Below are 23,101 nucleotides of genomic sequence, written 5' to 3'. Positions count from 1 at the left end.
TGATAAGTGTTTATATTTGCTAATCGGAAAATAAAACAATTCCATAATGGATAAATACACATATATAGCCAATGCCCATGGCAACTACATTGAGGAGCTTTACCAAGCTTACAAGAACGATCCTCAATCGGTAGATGATTCTTGGCAAAAATTCTTTGAAGGTTTTGAATTTTCTCAAAAAGATTTTGGTGGAAATGGTCAAGCAGCTGATACTAGAGTATCTTCGAAAGAGACACAGGTTCGAAATCTAATTCAAGCCTACAGAATGCGGGGCCACTTAAAATCAAAAACCAATCCCGTTAGAGAAAGAAGACCTCATGATGCAAGGATAAGTCTAGAGGAGTTTGGTCTGAAGCAAGAAGATTTAAAAGAAGAATTTTCTATCGGTCAAGATATTGGATTAGGCAAAACAACTCTAAAGAACATTATTGAGGCTTTAGATAAAATTTACGTTGGATCCATCGGCTTTGAATATATGCATATTCGTGACCCAAAAATAGTCGATTGGTTTATTGATAAAGCCGAAAGCGCAAAAGGCGATTATCAACCTAAATTAGACGAGAAAAAGCGAATCCTCTCAAAACTTAACGAAGCTGTCGTATTTGAAAACTTTCTTCACACTAAATTTTTAGGACAGAAAAGATTTTCCCTTGAAGGAGGAGAAAATACGATTCCATTTTTGGACAAAGTAATCAATCGCTCATCAGAACTTGGCACAAAAGAAGTAATCATAGGAATGGCCCACCGTGGACGACTAAATGTGCTCGCCAACATTATGAATAAAACATATGAGCAAATTTTCTCCGAGTTTGAAGGCAGTACTGACCCGGATTTAACCATGGGTGATGGTGATGTAAAATATCATATGGGATATTCTAGTTACATCGAAACTTCAAACGATAAAAAATCTTATGTAAAATTAACGCCTAACCCTTCTCACTTAGAAGCTGTAAATTCAGTGGTTTTAGGCTACGCTCGCGCTCAAATAGATGATGAATACGATGAAGATGTCAATGCTGCACTACCGATTTTAATCCATGGTGACGCAGCTGTTGCAGGCCAAGGCATTGTTTATGAAACAACCCAAATGTCACTGCTTGAAGGCTATTCTACAGGTGGAACCATTCATTTTGTAATTAATAATCAGGTTGGTTTTACTACCGATTACGATGATGCTAGATCATCAATCTATTGTACTGATATCGCCAAAATGATTGACGCTCCTGTTTTACATGTTAATGGCGATGATGCGGAAGCTGTTAATTTCGCTGCTAATTTAGCAGTAGAATACAGGAGCAAATTCCAAAAAGATATCTTCATAGATTTATTATGCTACAGAAGACATGGTCATAATGAGAGTGATGAACCAAAATTCACCCAGCCTAAGCTTTACAACAAAATCGCTAAACACGCTAACCCTAGAGAAGTTTATGTCAAAAAATTGACCGAAAGGGGTGATTTAGATAACGACTCAGTCAAAAAATTAGAGAAAGATTTCAAAAAACAGCTTCAAGACAGATTGAATGAAGTCAAGCAAAAGCCTCTTCCCTATAAACCACAAAAAATTGAAGAGGAGTGGGAACAGTTAAGAAGAGCAAAATCAGAAGACTTTATTGCTTCGCCTGACACTTCAATATCACAAAATTTGGTTGAGAAAGTTGGGGAAGCGTTAATAACTCTTCCGAAAGGGTTTAAGCCACTTAAGCAAATTGATAAACTTCTTAAAGAACGAAAGAAGAATTTCTTTGATGAAAAAATGCTTAATTGGGCAGATGCCGAGTTATTAGCTTACGGATCTCTACTGTATGACGGTAATATTGTTAGAATGTCAGGCCAAGATGTGAAGCGAGGGACTTTCTCCCACCGACACTCATATTTATTTGATGCAGAGACAAATGAGCCTTATTGCAATCTGGATCACATTGAAGACGGTCAAAAAGAGAGATTTAGAATTTTCAACTCACTTTTATCGGAATTTGGAGTTTTGGGTTTTGAATATGGTTACGCCATGGCAACTCCAAATGCATTAGTTGTTTGGGAAGCACAATTTGGTGACTTCGCCAACGGAGCTCAAGTTATGATTGATCAGTTTATAACTTCGGCAGAAAGTAAGTGGCAAAGAATGAATGGACTTGTAATGTTACTTCCTCATGGATATGAAGGCCAAGGCCCAGAACACTCCAATGCGAGACCAGAAAGATTTTTACAGTTGGCTGCAGAAGAAAATTTAGTTGTAACTAATATTACTACACCGGCGAATCTATTCCATATGTTTAGAAGACAAGTGAAATGGGAATTCAGAAAGCCACTAGTGCAGTTTGCCCCTAAATCATTACTTCGCCACCCGAAGGTAATTTCCCCTGTAAAAGATTTTACCGAAGGCAAATTCAAAGAAATATACGAAGATGATTACGTGACAAATAAAAACGTGAAAAGAGTCTTAATGTGTACTGGAAAAGTATTCTACGATTTACTGGAAAAGCAGCAAGCTGACAAAAGAAAAGATGTTGCCATCATAAGAATCGAACAATTACATCCTTTCCCGATGACGCAGGTAGATGAGGCTTTGAAGAAATTTAAAGACCCGGAAATATTTTGGGTACAAGAAGAGCCATCAAACATGGGTTACTGGACCTTTATGCTGAGGACTATCGCCAATAAAGCAGGATTGCAATTGATTTCAAGAAAATCAAGCGCTTCGCCAGCTACGGGTTATGCCAAAGTACATAAAGCAGAACAAGAAGCTTTAGTAGAAAAAGCTTTTGACACCAAGAAATAAAATTTTTTAAGACAGAATTCAGAGAAACATGAGTTTAGAAATAAAAGTACCGGAAGTAGGCGAATCAATTACTGAAGTGACCATAGCCTCATGGTTAAAAAAAGATGGCGATTTTGTAGAACAAGATGAAATAATCGCAGAACTGGAATCAGACAAAGCAACATTTGAATTGCCTGCAGAGGCTTCCGGTGTATTAAAAATAAGAGCTCAAGAAGACGAAACTATTGAAGTTGGTGCAGTCATTTGTGAGATAGATGAAGATGCCAAAAGTGGTAATTCTAAAGCAGAGGAGAAATCAGAACAAAAGAAAGAAGAATCTTCTGAACCAAAAACCGAAAAGAAAGAAGAATCTTCCTCCAACAGTGGCCCAAAAAAGACAGGTGAAATTCATGAAATGGTGGTTCCTACCGTTGGCGAATCTATTACCGAAGTGACCATTAGCTCTTGGTTGAAATCTGATGGCGACTATGTGGAAATGGATGAAGTTATAGCAGAGGTTGAATCTGATAAAGCTACTTTTGAATTACCAGCAGAAGCGAACGGATTCCTACAAATCATTGCGCAGGAAGATGATACAATAGAAATTGGCGCTACTATCTGTAAAATTGAAGTTACTGAAGGTGGTGCACCTTCTGAATCCTCATCAGAGAAAAGTTCATCAGAAAGTAAATCTAGCTCTGAATCTCAGAATGAAGACAAAGAAACTTATGCAACGGGTCATGCTTCTCCGGCTGCAGCCAAAATTTTGAAAGAAAAAGGAATTGACGCTTCCAATGTAAAAGGAAGCGGTAAGGATGGCAGAATCACCAAAGAAGATGCTGAAAAGGCTGAGAAGCAACAATCTTCTAAATCGGCAGAGCAAGAAAGCAAACCATCGGATTCTGGTATAGAAACTAAATCAATCCCTGCACCTAGCAACGATCGTGAGCAGCGCAAAGAAAAAATGTCCAGCTTGAGGAAAACAGTAGCAAGAAGGCTGGTAAGCGTGAAAAACGAAACGGCAATGTTGACCACTTTCAATGAAGTGGACATGAAGCCTATCATGGATTTACGAAAAAAATATAAGGAGCAATTCAAAGAGAAATATGAAGTTGGATTAGGATTTATGTCATTCTTTACAAAAGCATGTACCATGGCTTTAAAGGAATTCCCAGCTGTGAACGCTCAAATTGATGAAAATCAGATGGTATACAGCGACTATGTGGACATGTCTATTGCCGTATCTTCTCCAAAAGGATTGGTTGTACCAGTAATTAGAAATGCTGAAAAGCTCTCATTCAACGAAGTTGAATCGGAAGTTATTAGGCTGGCGAAGAAGGCAAGAGATGGTAAACTGAGCATTGATGAAATGAGTGGAGGAACTTTCACTATCACAAATGGCGGGATATTTGGCTCTATGCTTTCTACTCCAATTATCAACGCTCCACAATCTGCCATTTTAGGCATGCATAATATAGTGGAGCGCCCAGTAGCGATCAATGGCGAAGTACAAATCAGACCTATAATGTATGTTGCCCTTAGCTATGACCACAGAATAATTGACGGAAAAGAGTCTGTAAGCTTCTTGGTTAGAGTAAAAGAACTACTTGAAGATCCTACCAGACTTCTTTTGGGCATTTAATTGAAATTACTTTTTAAATTAAGAGTATGCACTGATTGAGTCAGTATTGAAAAATAAAAAATAAAAAAATGAGCAAATACGATGTAACGGTGATTGGTTCGGGGCCTGGCGGATATGTTGCTGCAATTAGATGTGCGCAATTAGGTATGAAAACAGCCATCATTGAAAAATATGACACATTAGGTGGCACTTGTCTAAATGTTGGATGTATCCCTTCAAAAGCCTTGTTAGATTCTTCTGAACATTACCATAATGCAGAAACTACTTTTAAAGAGCATGGTATTAACCTAAGCAACTTAAAAGTAGATATCAAGCAGATGATCACTAGAAAGTCAGATGTAGTAAAGCAAAACGTAGATGGCATAGCTTTTCTAATGAAGAAAAACAAGATTGATGTACATACTGGAGTTGGGTCATTCAAAGACAAAAATACGGTAGTTGTAACGAAGTCTGACGGCAAGAAGGAAGAACTAAATACTGATAAAGTGATTATTGCAACTGGCTCAAAACCTATTGAATTACCATTTGCAAAATTTGATAAGAAAAGAATTATCAGTAGTACTGAAGCTTTAGAATTAAAGGAAGTACCAAAACACATGATTTTGATTGGTGGTGGTGTTATTGGACTCGAATTGGGATCTGTCTATAAAAGAATAGGTGCTAAAGTTACTGTCTTAGAATTTGCTGACAGCCTTATCCCAACAATGGATGGCTCTATGGGCAAAGAAATGAAAAAGAGCATGAAAAAGCTCGGAATGGATGTTAAACTAAAACATAAAGTAACGAAAGTCGAAAATAAGGGAAAAGAAGTAGAAGTTACCTTTGAAACCGACAAAGGTAAAGAAGAAACTATCACCGGAGATTATTGCTTAGTTGCTGTCGGCAGAAAACCTTATACGGAGGGCTTAAATCTCGAAGCCGCAGGCTTAAAAACTGATGACAAAGGTAAAGTTGATGTTAATGAACATTTACAGACAGAAGTTGACAGTATTTATGCTATAGGTGATGTAGTGAGAGGTGCAATGTTAGCTCATAAAGCGGAAGAGGAAGGTACTTTTGTTGCTGAGACTATGGCAGGTCAGAAACCTCATATCCACTATAAACTCATTCCAAATGTAGTATACACATGGCCGGAAGTTGCAGGAGTAGGACACACTGAGGAAGAGCTTAAAGAACAGGGTAAAGAAATAAAAACCGGTTCCTTCCCTTACAAAGCCTTAGGTAGAGCTAGAGCAAGTGGTGATCTTGAAGGGCTAGTAAAAGTAATTGCTGATAAAAAGACGGACGAGATCCTAGGCATTCATATTATCGGTGCAAGAGCAGCTGATATGATTGCTGCTGGTGTTACTGCTATGGAATACCGCGCCTCTGCAGAGGATGTTTCGAGAATGTCTCATGCTCATCCTACTTATATGGAAGCTGTTAAAGAAGCATGTTTAGCAGCTACGGATAATAGACCTATTCACATGTAATCAAATAGAAAAGTAACTCAATTATAATACATAGCCCGAAAGCTGACCCTTTCGGGCTTTTTTTATTATCAGCAAGCTCAAATTATGCTGCCCCTTTAACAACTGGAAAAGGTCTATAAGAATAATACTGCATTACTGCTTCTAAGGCAGCTTGAATAGCTTCATTAATAGGCAACATATCCTTTGCCAACCTAAAATCAATTTGCATTAATTTTTGATAATAATCAGCAAAAACCGGAACGGTCGATTTAGATTTAAGCATTTCCACTGCTTTTTCGTAATTGTCGACTTGCTGCTCTTTTATCAACTTACAGGTGACCATTCTAAGCTGACCATATTTATCTTTACCAGCGCCATATCCAAATAACCTGCAAATCAGGCCTCGATGTTCATATTCACTGCAATGTCCATGATTCTTGTCATTTACAGAAAGTGGTTGGTAAACTAGGCAATTGAGAGACGAATTTGTTTCTAATTTCAGATACATTGCTTCTGCCCTTCCTTGGGAAAACCAGTGATAAGCTAATGGTAAAAACTCGAGAGGGGAAGCTTCAATATCTGGTTTATTGCAGCATTTGCCACAACCAGTAAAGCAATATATACCTGACTCTTTCCTGAATTCAGTAATCTCATCATCTAAGCCTTTGAATAATTTTTCAACTGCCAGAACCTTCTGTTTGATTGTCATATTTCTGCTACAAATGTAGCTGGAATACCCATCACTGATTTCAATTCTGCAATAATAATTTTTAACATAATCAATACGCCTAACCTAAGCTACTTTCACTACACAATAGCTTTCAGAAAAGTACTTATTACTTATTTCCAGAACTCGCTGCGCTGTTATACTTCGAATACTATTTATATAATCGTCAAAATAATCTAAATAGTCAGCTCCTTCAACTAGCTTAGATTTATAATTTTCCGATTGGTGAAAAACTGTATCAAGACTACTTGCAATTTTACCTAGCATATAGTTTTTGATGGTTTCAATTTCTGCTTCAGGAACAGGATTTACTTTTAATTCCTCCATTTCCCTATAAACTTCACGAACTGTATCTTCAACGTGATCAATTTTAACATCCGCCCCTATAATTTGGTAGTCTAAATGCTTATAGTTAATCAAAACCGAATAAATACCATACGTATAGCCTTTGTCCTCTCGGATATTTTTCATCAATCGAGAACCAAAATAACCTCCAAAAATCTCATTTGTAATGGATAGATCAAAATAATCCGGATGGGTTCGCGGAATAGAAATACAGCCCATTCTCACTGAGGCTTGTACCGACCCTTCTCTTTTTATCAGATTATCATCGATTATAGGAGACAATTCGCTCTTGTAATCCTCATTAAGTACAGAATATTCAAGCATTCCAAAATGCTCTTCAAAAAAGTCAAAAATTCCATCATCAAAATCGCCAGCCACGATAAAGTCAGGAGCCACTGTGAAAAATTGATGGAAATAGGATTTCACATCTTCTATACTAATTTGTTTAATGTACTCCTCCTCTAAAGTATTAGCATAAGGAGTGCCGTTTAAAAGATTCTTCCTTAAATTCTTTGTTGCTATTAATGCATTCTTCTGGTTATTTACTTGGATTTTCTGGAGCTGCTGCAGCTTGATTTTTTCAAAATCTTTCTCGTCAAACAAAGGCTCTGTAATAGCACTTTTTAAAACAGGTAATAAAGAATGAATGTGCTCCTTCAAACACAATAAACTTACAGTAGAATGATCATAATCTACAGAAACATCTAAATGAGCACCATAATGATCTAATAGCTCTTGCAATTCACTACCAGGATAACTTCTTGTTCCTTCTACCATTACTTTTGCACAAATCAAGGACTGACCTGATTTCTCGTCATTCACCTTACCAGAAGGGAATAGCACATCAATTTTCAGCACCGGATTGGTATCATCCTGAAGAATATGGACAGACAATCCATTTGACAATTCTTTTACTTTCGGTTTTGTCAAGGACAAATCTTTTAACATAAAAGAATCAGGAGCTACTTGTCTATTTGGCATATGTTGGTAAAAAATTAAAAAATTAAAAGATTTAGTATTATTTATTCTGCTACAGAAGCTTTGGCTAGCCCAAGGCTTTCAAACTTAAAAACAGCCGTGAATCTAAGTGTTTCTGCTAACGGATTGTTTCGTTTTGTAGGAATTAAATAAGAAAAATCTAAGCCGAGTATTTGATAGCGAAAGCCTAAACCTGCAGTAAAGTATTGACGACCACCTTTCGTTAAATGCTCATAAAAGTAACCGGTACGTACAGCAAATACGTTATTATACCAATACTCTACACCAGAAGAAATTGTGATTTCTCTAATTTCTTCTTGAAAACCGCCAGGGGCGTCACCAAAAGAACCAAACATACCTTCAAGCAAAGTTGCCGGAATACTGTCGCCTTCACTAGGTGTTGGCACCATTAGTTTATTGAAATCAAGAGAGACTGTTAGTTTGTTATAAGGATCTAAATTTGTTGTAAAAGCTGATCCTACCTTCAGATTAATAGGTAAAAACTGCTCATTGTCATCACCGCTATATGAAACTTTATTTGAGATATTTGCGATTTGCAGTCCTGATGAAAAATCGGATTCTTTCCCATTAAAAAGCAACTCTTTTGTGTAAAATAAACCTAAATCGACCCCCAGAGCAGTAGCTGGGCTGGGGTTTGATTGATTATTATTGGTATAGTTTCCAAATAAATTTGATCTCGCAAATTTACCAGTTAACGAAGCACTAAGGTTATCGCTCAGTTTTCTTGAATAAGCGGCCGAAATTGAAAAATCCTTTGGAGAAAAATCAGTGCCGGAACTTCCATCATCAGTGAAAAAGATATTTCCTAGATCGAAATACTTCATGGAAATTCCCACCACCTGCTGTTTATCTAATCGATAATAACCACTTAAGTAGGATATGGACATGTCTGTCACTCCAATACTCATTAGCCATGGAGAGTATGAAATAGAAGCACCTATTTCATTTTCTACAAATGCCAAACGTGCTGCATTCCACTGCATGGCATTGGCATCTGGTGAAAGCGCTACCCCGACATCACCCATTCCTGCTGATCGCGAATCAGGGGAAATTAAAAGAAAAGGCATTGCGGTTGTAATTACATTTCTTTCAGCGTCCTGTCCTGAAACTGTAGACGGAGGACCAGTGATTTGTCCAATAGCCGCACTTGAAAAAAATGTTATAGCGGTAATAAATATTAATCTTGCTGCTCGCATTTTATCTTGGTTTACTTCAAATATACTTAATTGATTACAATTAGCTTTTCAAATTGGCTAGTTTTTGCATTATCTTCTACAGAACGAAGGAAAACCCTGACAAAATATATTCCAGGAGAAAGTTTTCTTCCGTTTTTATCTCTTAAATTCCAAACGTCTTCTCGGAAGTCTTCCTGCGACTGATAGCTGTGAGTGTAAATCGTTTGGCCTTGGTTATTGAGTACATGATAACTAAATTCCATCACTTCATTTTTTCTGTTTTGCCGTAACCTAAAATGTACTTCTGAATTTGCAGGATTAGGAAACATTACAAAATCTAAAATAGATAATTTCTCTTCTCCTACTACTTCAAATTCTAAAGTAGATGTTGATTTATTATTGAACACATCAAAAGCAGTAATAGTAAGATAATGTCGCCCCTCGTCTAAATTAGCTATATCATAGCTAATTGAACCTTCCTGGTAGGAATCTAAGTTGTAATAGAAAAAATCATTCAACTTAACTGACTCTTGGCCATCAAGGGAAAATGTAACTCCCGGGTTCACATTACTATTTGAAATGCTGATGCCATGTTCATCAAAAAGATCTACAATTAATTCGATATTACTTCCAGTTCTATCACCTGCTTCGAAACTGCGATCATTCAAAAATATTGTAATATCAGGCCCCACATTATCTTGACTACTTAATTCGCTACTGCCTCCAATCACAAAACTATTATTAAATCCGCTTGCATCACTAAGTCTTTTGTCCCTACTTCCATATAAGCTGAATTTCCCATTGTCCATTCTATAATCAATTTCTTTAGGGACATAAAAAGTAAAACTAAACTCTCCTTTGTTGATCGAAGACTTACCTCTATAAATGATCTGATCATAAGTCAAAAAGTTAAAGGTATTTTCAGCAGGGTCGATTGTCCCACTCTCTACTGCCTTATCATAAAACTCGGCCGTTAATTCTCCACTAAAATCATTTAGTTTCTGTCCGAAAGGACTCTCCACTATCCCGCTTACTGTAATTTTTGACATACTGTTCACAGTATCTGTATCACCATTTTCATTTACCACCTCCTCTATTCTTAAACTATTTCTAGGCTCCGCCAAAGTGACTGCTGGATCACCCAAGAGAATAAAATTTCTATTCTTCACTCCCACTATACCCGAATTCTTAGTGTTCTTGATAATATCTCCTAATTTTTGAGGACTTCCACCCTCTGGTTTAAACACATGTTCAAAAAACGAACGGTTGAGCGTAGCATTCGAGCTTGACTCTACAGGACGAGAGGTAGTCAATAAAGCTATAGCTCCGCCATTTGGATTCAACAACATTTCCTGAGCTCCTGATACCAGGTTTGGGTTATCAAATCTTCCATATTCGCAAGTGGCGGTAACAAACAACGGCAATCGATCTAAATTATTCCATTCATCTACCATACTTTTGGTAAGAATAGCTTCATTAGTCCAACTATTTTCTGAACCATGTCCAACATAGTTCACAATTAGGGCCCCTTTTTCAACCATTTCATTTAATGCATCCCGCATCTTTGGCGATCGCTGCGTACTTGCAAATACCTCTTGTTCAAAGGCTCCGAGATAAAGCTTATTGATGTTATAGAAACCAAAATTATCAATCACATATTTACTTAATACTTCTGAATCTCGATGGTGCAAATTGCCATCCTCATCATCTGCTATAAAGTACAAATCATTCCTCCATTTATTGAAAACCTGAGGACTACTTTCGTAATGAATAATTTTGTCAACAGCGTCCTTTGCCTGTTTGACGGTTCTTGCCGGAATCCTTCCAATACCAATGTCAACATCATCAATATTGCTAAACTCCTCCTCCCACACACCTTCAGATTCATCCATGAAACCGAAAAAGTCATCAGAAGCATAGGTAAACACAGGATGTAATGAATTTCTGGACTGATAAACAGGAACTAAATTAGTATTATTGGCTACACGGTCTTTGTAGTCATAGGATGAAGCTCCTAACAGCAAAACATATTTTAATTTATCGGGATTTTTTTCATAATAGTATTTTATATAATTGCGAATTGCTGATACGTCCCTGCGACCGGAACCGAACTCATTAAAAAGTTCACTTATTCGAGCTACTTCAACTTGATATCCGTTATGATTTCTTCTAAAATCAGCTAATTGATTGGCTACTTGGTAAAAATCATCGTAGGCTATGATCAGGTAATCAGGACTATTATTCCTTTTAACGACTTGGGGCTGAACCTCATTCATAAAAAAAACTTCATGAGCTGTGGACGCTTCAAAAACCACAAACTTTCGCTCCCCTAAATCCTCTAACTGGGAGAAATTATAGGTTTGATCTTGTAAGATTACCTCTTTGTAGTCCAATAAATCACTCACATCCCATAGGTTATGAGAAGCCTTCAGTCCCTCTAGTTTCAATTGATAATTCCCAGCAGTTTGGAACTCCGAATTTCTAATTACAATTTGTTCATTTGATAACTTCAGAGAATGCGGAACAGTGAGAAAAAGATAATCCAAATACCCGTCAGAGCGACCAGCACCCAATGCTTCGTGACTGATTCGAATATCAAGACTTCTACTTGTTAAAAGTGAAGTTGAAATTGTTGACCGATTTTTTAGAATCTCCCCTTTTTGCCTGTATGGAAAAATGGTGAAATCAGATACCGTTTTTAATTCTTCAGAAGCTAAATCAAAATCATTTAATGCAATATGCAAGTTGGCTGGATCATAAGTTTGCGCCATGTATCGAGTCGATAGAGAAATCTCTCTTGACTGTGCTAATTCACCAGTAAGTTCGAACCCAAAGGTTTGCGATTTATTGATACTAAATGACTCTCCATACCACTCCCGACCTGAACGAAGGAGATTAGTTTCATCAATTTCATGGGAAAAAACTGCCTCAAAGTAATCAATTACTCTATCAGCTTGGTTTTGATTTGAAGCTATAGGTACTATCGGTTTTACGCTTGCTGCATTAAAATCAATAAAGAAATATAAAGAATCACTGTACAGATTATTGCTGTATTGATACGCTTCATCTTCAAAATTAAAATCAATATTTTGGACAGCATCAGCGTAAAAAAAAACAGATTCTCCAGCTTCAAAACTATTGTTTTGATTTGCATCTATTTTTACTGGAATGGGGCTAGGATCATAAGGGTAATCAATGGCATTAGTTTGAGGGATGTGACCACCTGCTATTCCGTAAACCTGAATTTGATTAGGATTGATATTTTGGGCATTAAGACCGATGGATTCTATTAAAGATAAATCGATCTTATGTACTCCCTCATGGACAGTCGCTACCTTGAAAATTCCCCCATTTTCAAAAATAGATTGACTGTAGAGGAAATGATAAGCAAAAATGGACAATATAATACTAAGGAAGTACTTCATTAAATAATATAGATAACTGACCTAACAGCTTTTTATTCAAATTAATTTCTAATTACGAGTATAGTTTAATAAATATTATTTATCACTGATTTCCATTTAGCTAGTTTATTACCATCCTCTTGGGCTTTATACAACATATATGGACTAAACTTGGACTTCATTTTTTGAGAAAAACGCAAATTTAATCATCGACAATAATAAGTAAAGGAGGATAACGACTGGTACTGCAGAAAATTGAAATATACTAATTAAAATGATAGCCATTATAATTGTTAAGTATCTGAAAAGATTTTCCTTAAAATTGAAATTCTTGAACTTTAAAGCAATCATGGGCAATTCAGCAACCAGCAATAAAGAAAACACTATTGAAATAATTAGTAAAGTTGGAGTTGAAAATAAAAAACTTAGCATTTCAATTTCTTCTAGGGAGAATAAAAAACCTATAAATAAGGCATTAGCAGGTGTTGGCAATCCTATAAATTCCTCTGATTGGCGAGTATCAATATTAAATTTCGCCAGCCTAAAAGCTGAAAAAACTGCAATTAAAAAGGCTACAAAACTTAAAACACCTGCGTCATTCATTTCCAGAAGTTGGAAAAGTATATAAGAAGGTAAAAAGCCAAAAGTCACCATATCAGCCAAAGAATCGAGCTGCTTTCCAATTTCTGAATGGACTTTTAATAGCCGTGCGAGCATTCCATCTAAAAAGTCGAAAAAAGCCGCTAGCACAATACAGATTGCTACGGCTTCAAAATTGAATTGACTAGCAAAATAAACACCCACTGCACCAGTGAAAAGATTCGCAGCAGTAATGATATTTGGAATGTTCTTTTTGATCATACCTCCCTTATTTTATAGCGCAAAATGGATTGCTTGCCTTTTCTTTACCTAATGTAGTTTCTGGCCCATGACCACAATAGACTTTTACATCGTCATGATATTTAAAGAGCTTATTTTGAATGCTGCTAATAAGAGTATCATGATCACCCCCAGGAAGATCGGTCCTACCAATACTACCATCAAACAAAACATCGCCACCGATAAAAATCCTTTCGTCTTCATTCATAAATCCGATATGGCCTGGAGCATGCCCTGGCAAGAACAGCACCTCAAATTCAATATTTCCTATTTTATGAATATCTCCCTCCTTTATAAAATGATTCGGCTGTGTCGGCTGATAATTAGCAAAACCATAGGCAGAAGAATAGCTTGGAACTGCTTCCAAAATGGGTAAATCCTTTTCGTGCATATATAATTCAACACCGAATGTATCCTTCACAAAAGCATTGCCTAAAACATGATCAATGTGACAGTGCGTATTTATCAATTGCTGAACATTTAAGCCTTCAGCTTTAATAAATTTCACTAGCTCGTCTTGCTCATAACCTTCATAACATCCAGGATCAATTATGGCAGCATTTTTATCATCATCATAAACCACATAAGAGTTTTCCATAAATGGATTAAAAACAAATTGCTTTATGTTTATCATATCATTAAAGTTTGATGCAAATTTGCTGAAATTAAAACTGTTTGCCTAAAATAAGGATTACTAAATACGTAATCTAAGGTGAATACCACATAATTATTGATTCAAAACAACAAGTCATCATCACTTATGATTACAGCATTATTTACATTAGGAATCGAAAGGACTTATGAAAGTTGATTTTATCATAGTTGGCCATGGTTTGGCATCAGTTGCAGTCACTGAACATTTAAGAAGATTCAATAAATCATTTATCGTTTTTTCAAATGAAAATCCGAATTCAAGTTCTAAGGTAGCTGCAGGATTATATAATCCCATTACCGGCAGGAAAATGAAGCAAACATGGATGGCTGAACACCTTTTTAGTTATCTAGAAGCATTCTATAGTGATTTAGAAAAAAATTTGAATGCTACTTTTTTGTATAAAAAATCAATCTATAGGCCTTTCTTATCTTTAGAAGATCAAAATGATTGGATGATAAGAGAGCACAAAAACAAAATGTTTATCAAAGAGACATTCACAAATACTAATTTCAAAGCATTCATTAATGATGACTTTGGTGGAATTCTACTTGATAAAAGTGGTTTCTTGGATGTGAAAGAGATGCTTCATCATCATAAAAACAAATTGATCGAAAAAAATCAATTTATTATTGAAGACTTTAACTATGAAAAATTAGTTCGGAATGACAGCCACGTTCTTTATGGGGATGTTGAAAGCGAAAACATTATATTTTGCGATGGCCCGTTAAGTCAGAATCCATTTTTCGATTGGCTACCAACTGCACCGGTTAAGGGAGAAATTCTTCATATCAAAACTGAAAAACCACTTCCTGACGATATTATATTTAATAGGGGAGTTTTTATTGTGAAAAATCCACAACAAGAGTATTATAGAGTAGGAGCCACCTACGAATGGAAAAATCTAGATTACCAACCCACAGAAAAAGCGAAACAACAATTAACGGAAAAATTAGATGAACTGCTTCAGGTAAAATATCAGATTATTGATCAAGTGGCAGGCATTAGACCTGCTTCAAAGGATAGAAGACCTCTAATAGGAAAACATCCTGAATGGAAGAACGTATTTATTTTCAATGGTTTAGGCACCAAAGGAGTATCATTAGCCCCATATTTTGCTTTACAATTCGTTGAATATATAATTAATTCAAAAAAATTGAACGATGAAGTAAACATAAATCGTTATTATCCATTATATTCAAATTAGTATGAATTGGAAGTTTTTCAAAAGCCTTGTAGTTATTGCAGGTATAATCTTTATGATTACGCCTTACTCGACATTTGCTCAAAATAGTGAGGAAAATTACGGTAAAAGTAGAATTCAATACCGCTATTTTGAGTGGAAATATTATAGCACACCACATTTTGATATCTATTATTACTATGGTGGTCAAAAATTAGCGAAACAGCTCGCCGAAAACATAGAGGAAGACTTCCTGCGCATCACGGACATAATGGGTTATGCCCCATATAATAAGACGAAAGTCTTTTTGTTTAATAGTAATATTGACTATAACCAAAGTAATGTTGGCCTAAACGAGGCTCAATTTGACATTAGTGGTCAAACAAATTTCCTCAAAACTCATGTAGAATTGGCATTCTCTGGGTCATATCAAGATTTCAAAGAAGAACTAATTTACAAAATATCTAAGCTCTACGTTAAAGACATGCTTTTTGGTGGAGGTTTGGTGTCTGAAGTTTTTCAATCCAACTCTTTATTCACAGTTCCTGATTGGTTTATCAGTGGAGTGGCAGCCTACATTGCTTATGGATGGAGTGCTGAAATGGATGATTTCGTTAGGAATTTCTTAGTAGACAATACTGCAAAAAACATTGATAAGCTTGAAGGAAAAGAAGCCGAATTAGCAGGGCAATCTATCTGGAATTTTATATCCGAAAAATACGGTCGTATAAATATATCCAACACCTTGAATTTGACAAGGATTATTCGAAACGAGGAAAAAAGTATCACCAACACGCTGGGAATTCCTTTTAAAGCTTTTCTAAGTGAGTACAGATATTTTTATATCAATGATTACACTGATATGAAGACAGAGGAACCTTCTAAGAAAAATCAGTTATCAAAGCCTTGGCAAAGCGGATTAGATTATTTTTCCAAGATAAGTCCGAACGGTGATTTTCTAGCATACTCTATCAATAATAGAGGGAGGTTTAAAATAAAGCTACGTGAAATTAGCACTGGAAAAGAAAAGACTATCTTTAAAGGCGGCCAAAGGCGTCTAGAAGAATTTGAAGACACTTTTGCCCCTGCCATGGACTGGGGAGATAGTACTACTTTGGGAATTGTAAGCTATGAGCGAGGCGTCAATTTTCTATATTTATATGATCCTTACACTAATAAATTTCAAAAAAGAGATTTAAGAAGATTTGATCAAGTAAATCAAATAGACATCTACCCAAACGGTAAAACTGCTGTAGTTAGTGCCAATATTAACGCCCAATCTGATTTGTTTTTAATTAGTACTGGAAGACCCAATATCAGGCGCTTAACAAATGATGTTTTTGATGACCTACATCCTGCATTCATCCCAGAAACTAAGCGAATTGTATTTTCCTCCAATAGAAACCAGGATAGCATATCCACCGAATATACCTACGAAGATATAGCTAAGAATTTCAATCTCTTTGAGCTTGATATTGATCAACCAGATATACTAAATCAATTAACCAAAGATTTTGGACATAGCTCTAAGCTTGTAATTCCTGATAGCACAACAATATTTTATGTGAGTGATAAGTCTGGGATTTTCAACCTCTACCGTTTTGACCTTCAAAAGAAGACGTCAAAGCAAATTACTTCCTACGGTAGTGGAATTCACAATTTTGATATTAGACCTGAATTGAATTACTTTTCAGTAGTATTAGACCAAAATGGAGATCAAAATTTTTACTTCAGAAAGGATTTTGATGCAAATGAGGCTAAATTTTTGCCTTCAACGCTTAGGAAACAAGTACAGCTTAGTAGAAAACTAAATAATATTGCACCCATTAAGAAACAGAGTACGGGTAGAAGTAATCAAGTTGACCTAGATAATCCGAATAAGAATTTCAAACAAGATTCTTCGATCTCTAGTCTTCAAAAGAAATTAAATGAAGAGGATCTATCAACCACAAAACTCGATGCTGATAATTTTGAATTTGAAGAGCAACAATTTGCTCAAGAAAAAGAAGAAAGCTCCCTTCTTAAGAACTTAAGCAAACTTCGAAACACGGCTAGTCTTATGGGTCCTTTTGATTATGAACCTGCTTTCACCACTAATAATGTTACAGCATCTTGGAAAATAGATCCACTAATTGGGCTTTCAATGTATTCAAGATACCAAATGAATGATCTCAGAGAAAACAATAAATTCTATGGTGGGTTCGATGTTTCTTTGCAAGATTTCAAGAGTGGTTCCATTTTTGGAGAGTATCAATATCTTGAGCGATTGGTGGATTATAGTGTTAGATTTGAAAGAGAAGTATACGCTACGAAGTTAGACGATAGATTTACGGATCAAACTTATGCACTTAATAATTTTAGTTTTGGAGGTGCTTTTCCATTCTCGAACAACAGCAGAATCAGTGTAAAGCCCCATATTATCTATCAACAATATGTAGAGAGTAGTTTTAACGTTCTAACGCAAAGCAATAACTTAGCTAAAAACCCACTTCAAAATGACTGGTTATTTGGTGGTAAAATAGAATATATCTATGATAACTCTGAGCCACTAGGTTTAAATATGAGACAGGGGCTAAGGGGTAAAATTGCGTTCGAGAACTACACAGGGGGTTTTAATGCCGGTGAATCTTTTAGCAAACTGTATGTTGATATAAGGAATTATCAAAAAGTATTTCGTGAGATCACGTTTGCCAGTAGACTTTATGCAGGTGGCTTTTTTGGCCAAAACTCTCCTTACTATATGTTGGGCGGAGTTGATAATTGGGTGTTTAGAAGAGTGAACGACCCTGCGCCTGGCGCTGAACTTACACCTGAGGAAAATCCCCTGGCATTAACATCTGCAGAAAGTCCAATAACTAATTCTAATATTCTTTTTCATGAATTTGTTACGGGCCTAAGAGGCTTTCAACTAAATGAATTTAGTGGTAAAAACGTAGTCCTATTAAGTAATGAATTAAGATTCCCAATCTTCAGAGTATTGAGTAATAATGCAATGAGTTCAAACTTTGCTAGAAATTTTCAACTGATCGGATTCTATGATATAGGGACAGCTTGGTTAGGAGGAAGCCCCTGGGATCAAGACAATAGCATCAACCGCCAGAACATAGAAACTGATAATTTTAAGGCTGTCATTAGAAATTACAAAAACCCTTGGCTATCTTCGCTTGGCTTAGGTTTACGCACCACTATCTTAGGCTATTATGTTAGACTTGATTACGCATATCCTATAGAAGATTACATTGTTCAGGACCCCAAATTAAGTCTAAGTATTGGATATGATTTTTAAAAGAATTTATTCAGGAAACATAATAGACTAGACTGGTAATCAATACATACATTTTTAGGTGAAAATATAAAAACACACATTAGAATTTCATGATCAAATCAATGACTGGCTTTGGCATTGCTGAAGCACAAAACGATAACATTTCAGTTGAGGTAGAAGTCAAAACACTCAATTCAAAATTTTTAGACTTATCCTTAAAACTTCCAAAGGTTTTAAATGCAAAAGAAATTGAGGTCAGAAACCTAATTACCACAAAGCTGATAAGAGGAAAAGCATCAGTGTCTCTTAAAGTCTCTGAGAAAAACAAACAGTTGGCGCTACCGAATATAGATCAGGAGCTTTTCTCCGCTTATTTGGAAAAACTTTCCGAGTTAGAGGAAATGAATGGCAGAAAATTCCATGACATTATGAAAATGTCATTAGAAGCACCAGAAATCGTTAAATATGAAGATGATCAACTAAAGGAGGAAGATCAAATATTGATAATTAATACCCTGAAAGATGCCTTAGATAGTTGCAGTGAGTTTAGAGAAGCGGAAGGCAAGACAGTGAGCGATATTTTAGCCGGCTACATTACTGCTATTTCTGATAAACTGGAAAAAGCCAAGGAAATCGAACCAAAGAGAATGGAAAAAATTCGATTACGACTGCAAAATAATATTAAAGAACTGACTCAATCTGTAGATTATGACCAGGAAAGATTGGAGCAGGAGTTAATCTACTATTCAGAAAAATTAGATGTAAATGAAGAAGTGGAGCGATTATCAATTCATCTAAAATATTTCTTAGATACATTAAAAAGCAAAGCCGAGTCGCACGGTAAAAAACTAGGCTTTATCAGCCAAGAGATAGGGAGAGAAATCAACACTTTAGGTTCTAAAGCCAATGATTCTGATTTGCAGGAGCAGGTTATTCAAATGAAGGAAGAACTAGAGAAAATTAAGGAGCAGACATTGAATGTCCTATAAGGGATTTTTTGGTAAGAAGAAGAGTCGTATACTTCTTCTTACCAATTTCCATTTTCAGTAGACCTCGAACTCCACCAGCTGCGTACCATCACCTTCTGTCAGTCTCAAAGTCTTGATTTTCCCACCTAGATCGGTATGAACCAAATTAGATTGCGTATCAAATTCATCAAATAGAACCGTATTTGTGATTTTGAAACTCTTGGGTTTTCTCACTTTATAGATCTCCTGATATATCCATAGTACGTTTTCTTCCAATTCGCTTCCGATATAAATAATTTCTTCTTGTTTTCCATCAATTTCTACAGCAAAGCGCTTTGAGAAGTAGTCCTTCACCATCTCATCAATTTCAGCAGTGCTTTCCATAGCTAGAATATCCAGATTTACTTTATAATGTTTGTTCAACGTTTGCTCAAAATCGTCCACAAATACTTTATGCATAATCTGAACGGATTTAGTATCTTCCTTATACACCAGATCAGTGATGGAAACGTAAAAGGGATGAAGCATTCCGCTAAACACCCATAAAAAACCGATAATAAAATTGCTATATAACATTTCTAAAAGTCTAGTGACTGTTTTGCAAAATTATGGTAATATTATGGTTTGTTACTATAAAATTCTAAATTTTACATAAAAGAATATGTCAACTTTTAAAGCCTACTTTCTAGAAGGACTTGACCATATACTGGATATTAACGGATATGATCATATTTTATTCGTGTTGGCACTTGCTGCAATATATTTGATACGAGACTGGAGAAAGGTTTTGATTTTAATAACTGCCTTTACAATTGGCCACTCTATTACGCTAGCCCTTTCCACACTAAATTATGTAGTGATTAAACCAGAGCTAATAGAGTTTTTAATTCCTGTCACCATTTTCATTACAGCATTTGCAAATCTGTTCAAAAAAGAACGGGATTTGAAAAGCACAGGAAGCATGCAATTAAACTACATATTTGCCTTGCTTTTTGGACTTATCCATGGATTGGGGTTCAGCAATTATCTCAAAGCCATCCTAGGTAAAAACAGTTCAATTGTAATGGAGTTATTAGCCTTTAACGTAGGTCTGGAAATAGGGCAAATCATCATTGTCGTATGCTTTTTAATTTTATCTTTTATCTTTATAGACCTATTCGGGATGAAAAGAAGAGATTGGGTGCTGATTGTTTCCAGTGCCATTGCAGGAATAGCTGTAACAATAATGATGGAAACAAAATTTTGGTAAGTAGTACAATAAATTAAACTAGATATGAAAAGAATATTTACAGCCTTTTTGGCATTTTTTGCTTTTGCAGCAACAGCGCAAGAGTATCAAAACCAAGGCAAATTCGAGCAATTAGATTATATGTTGAGGTCACCGAATGTTTATAGGACAGCCTCTGGTGCACCCGGCCATATGTATTGGCAACAAAAAGCCGATTATAAAATTGATGTTACCTTAGACGAAGGAAAAAATCAAATTATTGGATCAGAAACCATTACTTATACTAACAATTCACCCGATGAGCTAACTTATTTGTGGGTGCAGTTAGATCAAAATATGCGTGCAAAAAACAGCATGTCTTATGATGTAGACGAAAATAGTGTTCCAGACAGAGCGAGTGAAGGACAAATCGATCGTATGATGGGTTATCCTGACTATGATGGTGGACATAAAATACAAAAGCTGGTAGATGCTGAAGGCAATGATATGAAATATATCATCAACAATACTATGATGCGGATTGATCTAGAAAAACCCTTGAAGGCCGGAGAAGAAATATCTTTCTCTATTGACTGGTTTTATAACATAAACGACAGAGCTAGAATGGGAGGTCGTGGTGGATTTGATTATTTTGAAGAGGATGAAAATACCGTCTTCACCATTACGCAATGGTTTCCCAGAATGGCTGTTTATAATGATTTCGAAGGATGGCAAAACAAGCAATTCATAGGTAGCGGTGAGTTTGCTTTGCCTTTTGGAGATTATGAAGTCAACATAACCGTTCCTGACGATCATATAGTAGCGTCAACAGGTGAATTACAAAATGCAGATGCAGTGTTAACAGCTGATCAATTAGAAAGATGGGAAAAGTCAAAAACTGCTGATGATCCTGTTTTAATTGTCACTAAAAAAGAAGCTGAAAAAGCAGAGAAAAATAAAGCAAAAGGAACGAAAACATGGACGTACCATGCTGAAAACGTTCGTGACTTTGCCTTTGGTTCTTCTCGCAAGTTCATTTGGGATGCGATGGGTGTTGATATCGAAGGCAAAACCGTAATGGCCATGTCTTATTACCCAAAGGAAGCTTGGGGACTATGGGATAAATATTCCACTAAAGTAGTTGCTCACACCTTAGAAGTTTATTCCAGAATGACCATTCCTTATCCTTATCCGGTAGCTATTTCAGTAGAAGCAGCCAACGGAATGGAATACCCAATGATCTGCTTCAACTACGGAAGACCCGCTCCAGATGGTACTTATTCAGCCAGAACTAAATACGGGATGATTGGCGTAATCATTCATGAAGTAGGACATAACTTCTTTCCTATGATTGTAAACTCTGATGAGCGGCAGTGGACTTGGATGGATGAGGGACTGAATAGTTTTGTACAGTTTGTGGCAGAACAAGAATGGGAACCTAACTACCCAAGTAGAAGAGGTCCAGCTGGAAATATTGTTTCTTACATGAAAGGAGATAAAAGCAATATTAGACCAATTATGACCAATTCTGAAAATATCATTCAGTTTGGTAATAATGCTTACGGAAAACCAGCAACAGCACTAAATATCCTAAGGGAAACTGTAATGGGCAGAGAGCTTTTTGATAAAGCATTTAAAACTTTTTCCGAAAGATGGGCATTCAAACACCCTACTCCTACTGATTTCTTCAGAACTATGGAAGATGCTTCTGCAGTGGATTTAGACTGGTTCTGGAGAGGCTGGTTCTATTCTGTAAACCATGTTGACATCGCTATTGAAGATGTAGAGTGGTACAAATTACATTCTCAAAATCCTGATGTTGAAAATAAGATCAAAAGTGAGAGAGCAGAAGAAGAAAGCTACCACGTAACGCCTGATAAAAACAAAGAAGAGGGAATCAAAACTGTGGTTGAAAAACATCCTGAGCTGAAAGATTTCTACAACAGTTACGACCCTTATGAAGTGGATGGCGATGACAGAAAAGCTTACAAAACCTTTAGAGCCTCTCTGACTGAAAAAGAAGAAGCCCTACTAGATGGTGGCTATAACTTCTATGAAGTTCAGTACGAAAACAAAGGAGGATTGGTAATGCCAATTATTATTGAGGCGACCTACTCTGACGGAAGTAAAGAAACTTTTAAATATCCTGCGGAAATCTGGAGGAAAAGAGAAAATACCGCCACTAAAGTAATCATTAGTCAAAAAGAGATTGTACAATTTCAAGTGGACCCTAAAAGAGAGACTGCGGATGTAGATGAAGAAAACAACTACTGGCCGCCGCGAAACATTCCTAATAAATTTGAATTATATCAAAGAAGGAATTCTACACCAAGAGGTCAATCTCCTGCAGATAACGAAATGAGCAGGAATAAATAAAAGCAAAAAATAGCTAAAAAATAAAGGCAGGGAACCACCCCTGCCTTTTTTGTTAACCTAAACTAAACAC

At 36.1% G+C, this 23,101-nt stretch carries 15 protein-coding genes; 8 read left to right on the top strand and 7 right to left on the bottom strand.

Annotated elements, in window-relative coordinates:
• Positions 1-46 precede the first annotated feature (46 nt).
• The 3 genes from B9Y84_RS07410 (at position 47) to lpdA (ending at position 5,872) form a co-directional block, all read left to right on the top strand.
• Entirely contained in the window at positions 47-2,779 is a 2,733-nt protein-coding gene (locus tag B9Y84_RS07410; protein WP_085516444.1) for a 2-oxoglutarate dehydrogenase E1 component, read from the top strand.
• A gap of 28 nt (positions 2,780-2,807) precedes the next feature.
• The gene (odhB, locus tag B9Y84_RS07405) at positions 2,808-4,400 is read left to right on the top strand and encodes a 2-oxoglutarate dehydrogenase complex dihydrolipoyllysine-residue succinyltransferase (protein ID WP_085516443.1); all 1,593 of its coding nucleotides are present in this window, start codon (positions 2,808-2,810) and stop codon (positions 4,398-4,400) included.
• A gap of 68 nt (positions 4,401-4,468) precedes the next feature.
• On the top strand, positions 4,469-5,872 hold the full coding sequence (gene lpdA / locus B9Y84_RS07400) for a dihydrolipoyl dehydrogenase (RefSeq protein ID WP_085516442.1): 1,404 nt from the start codon (positions 4,469-4,471) through the stop codon (positions 5,870-5,872).
• 82 nt (positions 5,873-5,954) lie between these two features.
• Here lpdA and B9Y84_RS07395 read toward each other — a convergent pair whose 3' ends face one another.
• The 6 genes from B9Y84_RS07395 to B9Y84_RS07370 form a co-directional block, all read right to left on the bottom strand.
• Positions 5,955-6,560, bottom strand: coding sequence for a YkgJ family cysteine cluster protein (locus B9Y84_RS07395; protein WP_085516441.1), 606 nt, complete (start codon positions 6,558-6,560; stop codon positions 5,955-5,957).
• A gap of 84 nt (positions 6,561-6,644) precedes the next feature.
• Positions 6,645-7,904, bottom strand: a complete 1,260-nt coding sequence (locus B9Y84_RS07390; RefSeq protein ID WP_085516440.1) for a M16 family metallopeptidase — start codon at positions 7,902-7,904, stop codon at positions 6,645-6,647.
• A 41-nt stretch (positions 7,905-7,945) separates the two neighbouring features.
• Positions 7,946-9,118: a type IX secretion system outer membrane channel protein PorV gene (porV, locus tag B9Y84_RS07385; RefSeq protein WP_085516439.1), complete on the bottom strand. Its 1,173-nt coding sequence runs from the start codon at positions 9,116-9,118 to the stop codon at positions 7,946-7,948.
• A gap of 26 nt (positions 9,119-9,144) precedes the next feature.
• A complete protein-coding gene (gene porU, locus B9Y84_RS07380; protein WP_085516438.1) occupies positions 9,145-12,522 on the bottom strand; it encodes a type IX secretion system sortase PorU in 3,378 nt (1,125 codons plus the stop codon).
• Positions 12,523-12,666: 144 nt separating this feature from the next.
• Entirely contained in the window at positions 12,667-13,362 is a 696-nt protein-coding gene (gene pssA / locus B9Y84_RS07375) for a CDP-diacylglycerol--serine O-phosphatidyltransferase (protein WP_085516437.1), read from the bottom strand.
• Between the two features lie 7 nt (positions 13,363-13,369).
• On the bottom strand, positions 13,370-14,014 hold the full coding sequence (locus tag B9Y84_RS07370) for an MBL fold metallo-hydrolase (RefSeq protein ID WP_085516436.1): 645 nt from the start codon (positions 14,012-14,014) through the stop codon (positions 13,370-13,372).
• Between the two features lie 166 nt (positions 14,015-14,180).
• Between B9Y84_RS07370 and B9Y84_RS07365 the strand changes: the two genes are divergently transcribed.
• The 3 genes from B9Y84_RS07365 to B9Y84_RS07355 all read left to right on the top strand — a co-directional run bounded on the left by B9Y84_RS07365 (position 14,181) and on the right by B9Y84_RS07355 (position 19,469).
• Positions 14,181-15,239 carry an NAD(P)/FAD-dependent oxidoreductase gene (locus B9Y84_RS07365; protein ID WP_085516435.1) on the top strand — a complete coding sequence of 353 codons (1,059 nt, stop codon included), beginning with the start codon at positions 14,181-14,183 and terminating at the stop codon, positions 15,237-15,239.
• Between the two features lies 1 nt (position 15,240).
• Positions 15,241-18,501, top strand: coding sequence for a PD40 domain-containing protein (locus B9Y84_RS07360; protein WP_085516434.1), 3,261 nt, complete (start codon positions 15,241-15,243; stop codon positions 18,499-18,501).
• 89 nt (positions 18,502-18,590) lie between these two features.
• Positions 18,591-19,469, top strand: a complete 879-nt coding sequence (locus B9Y84_RS07355; protein ID WP_085516433.1) for a YicC/YloC family endoribonuclease — start codon at positions 18,591-18,593, stop codon at positions 19,467-19,469.
• A gap of 54 nt (positions 19,470-19,523) precedes the next feature.
• Here the strand turns inward: B9Y84_RS07355 and B9Y84_RS07350 are convergent, their stop codons facing one another.
• Complete coding sequence (locus tag B9Y84_RS07350; RefSeq protein WP_085516432.1) at positions 19,524-20,024, bottom strand: DUF6702 family protein; 501 nt, start codon at positions 20,022-20,024, stop codon at positions 19,524-19,526.
• Between the two features lie 85 nt (positions 20,025-20,109).
• Between B9Y84_RS07350 and B9Y84_RS07345 the strand changes: the two genes are divergently transcribed.
• Positions 20,110-20,697 (top strand): HupE/UreJ family protein, encoded by a 588-nt coding sequence (locus B9Y84_RS07345; RefSeq protein ID WP_085516431.1) that lies wholly within the window; start codon positions 20,110-20,112, stop codon positions 20,695-20,697.
• A 24-nt stretch (positions 20,698-20,721) separates the two neighbouring features.
• A complete protein-coding gene (locus B9Y84_RS07340) occupies positions 20,722-23,031 on the top strand; it encodes a M1 family metallopeptidase (RefSeq protein ID WP_085516430.1) in 2,310 nt (769 codons plus the stop codon).
• Positions 23,032-23,101: the final 70 nt, after the last annotated feature.

It is taken from the genome of Marivirga sericea (assembly GCF_900177665.1).
Lineage (GTDB): Bacteria > Bacteroidota > Bacteroidia > Cytophagales > Cyclobacteriaceae > Marivirga > Marivirga sericea.
The sequence above is the reverse complement of the archived record's forward strand: the minus strand, read 5'-3'. Positions and strand labels throughout refer to the sequence as shown.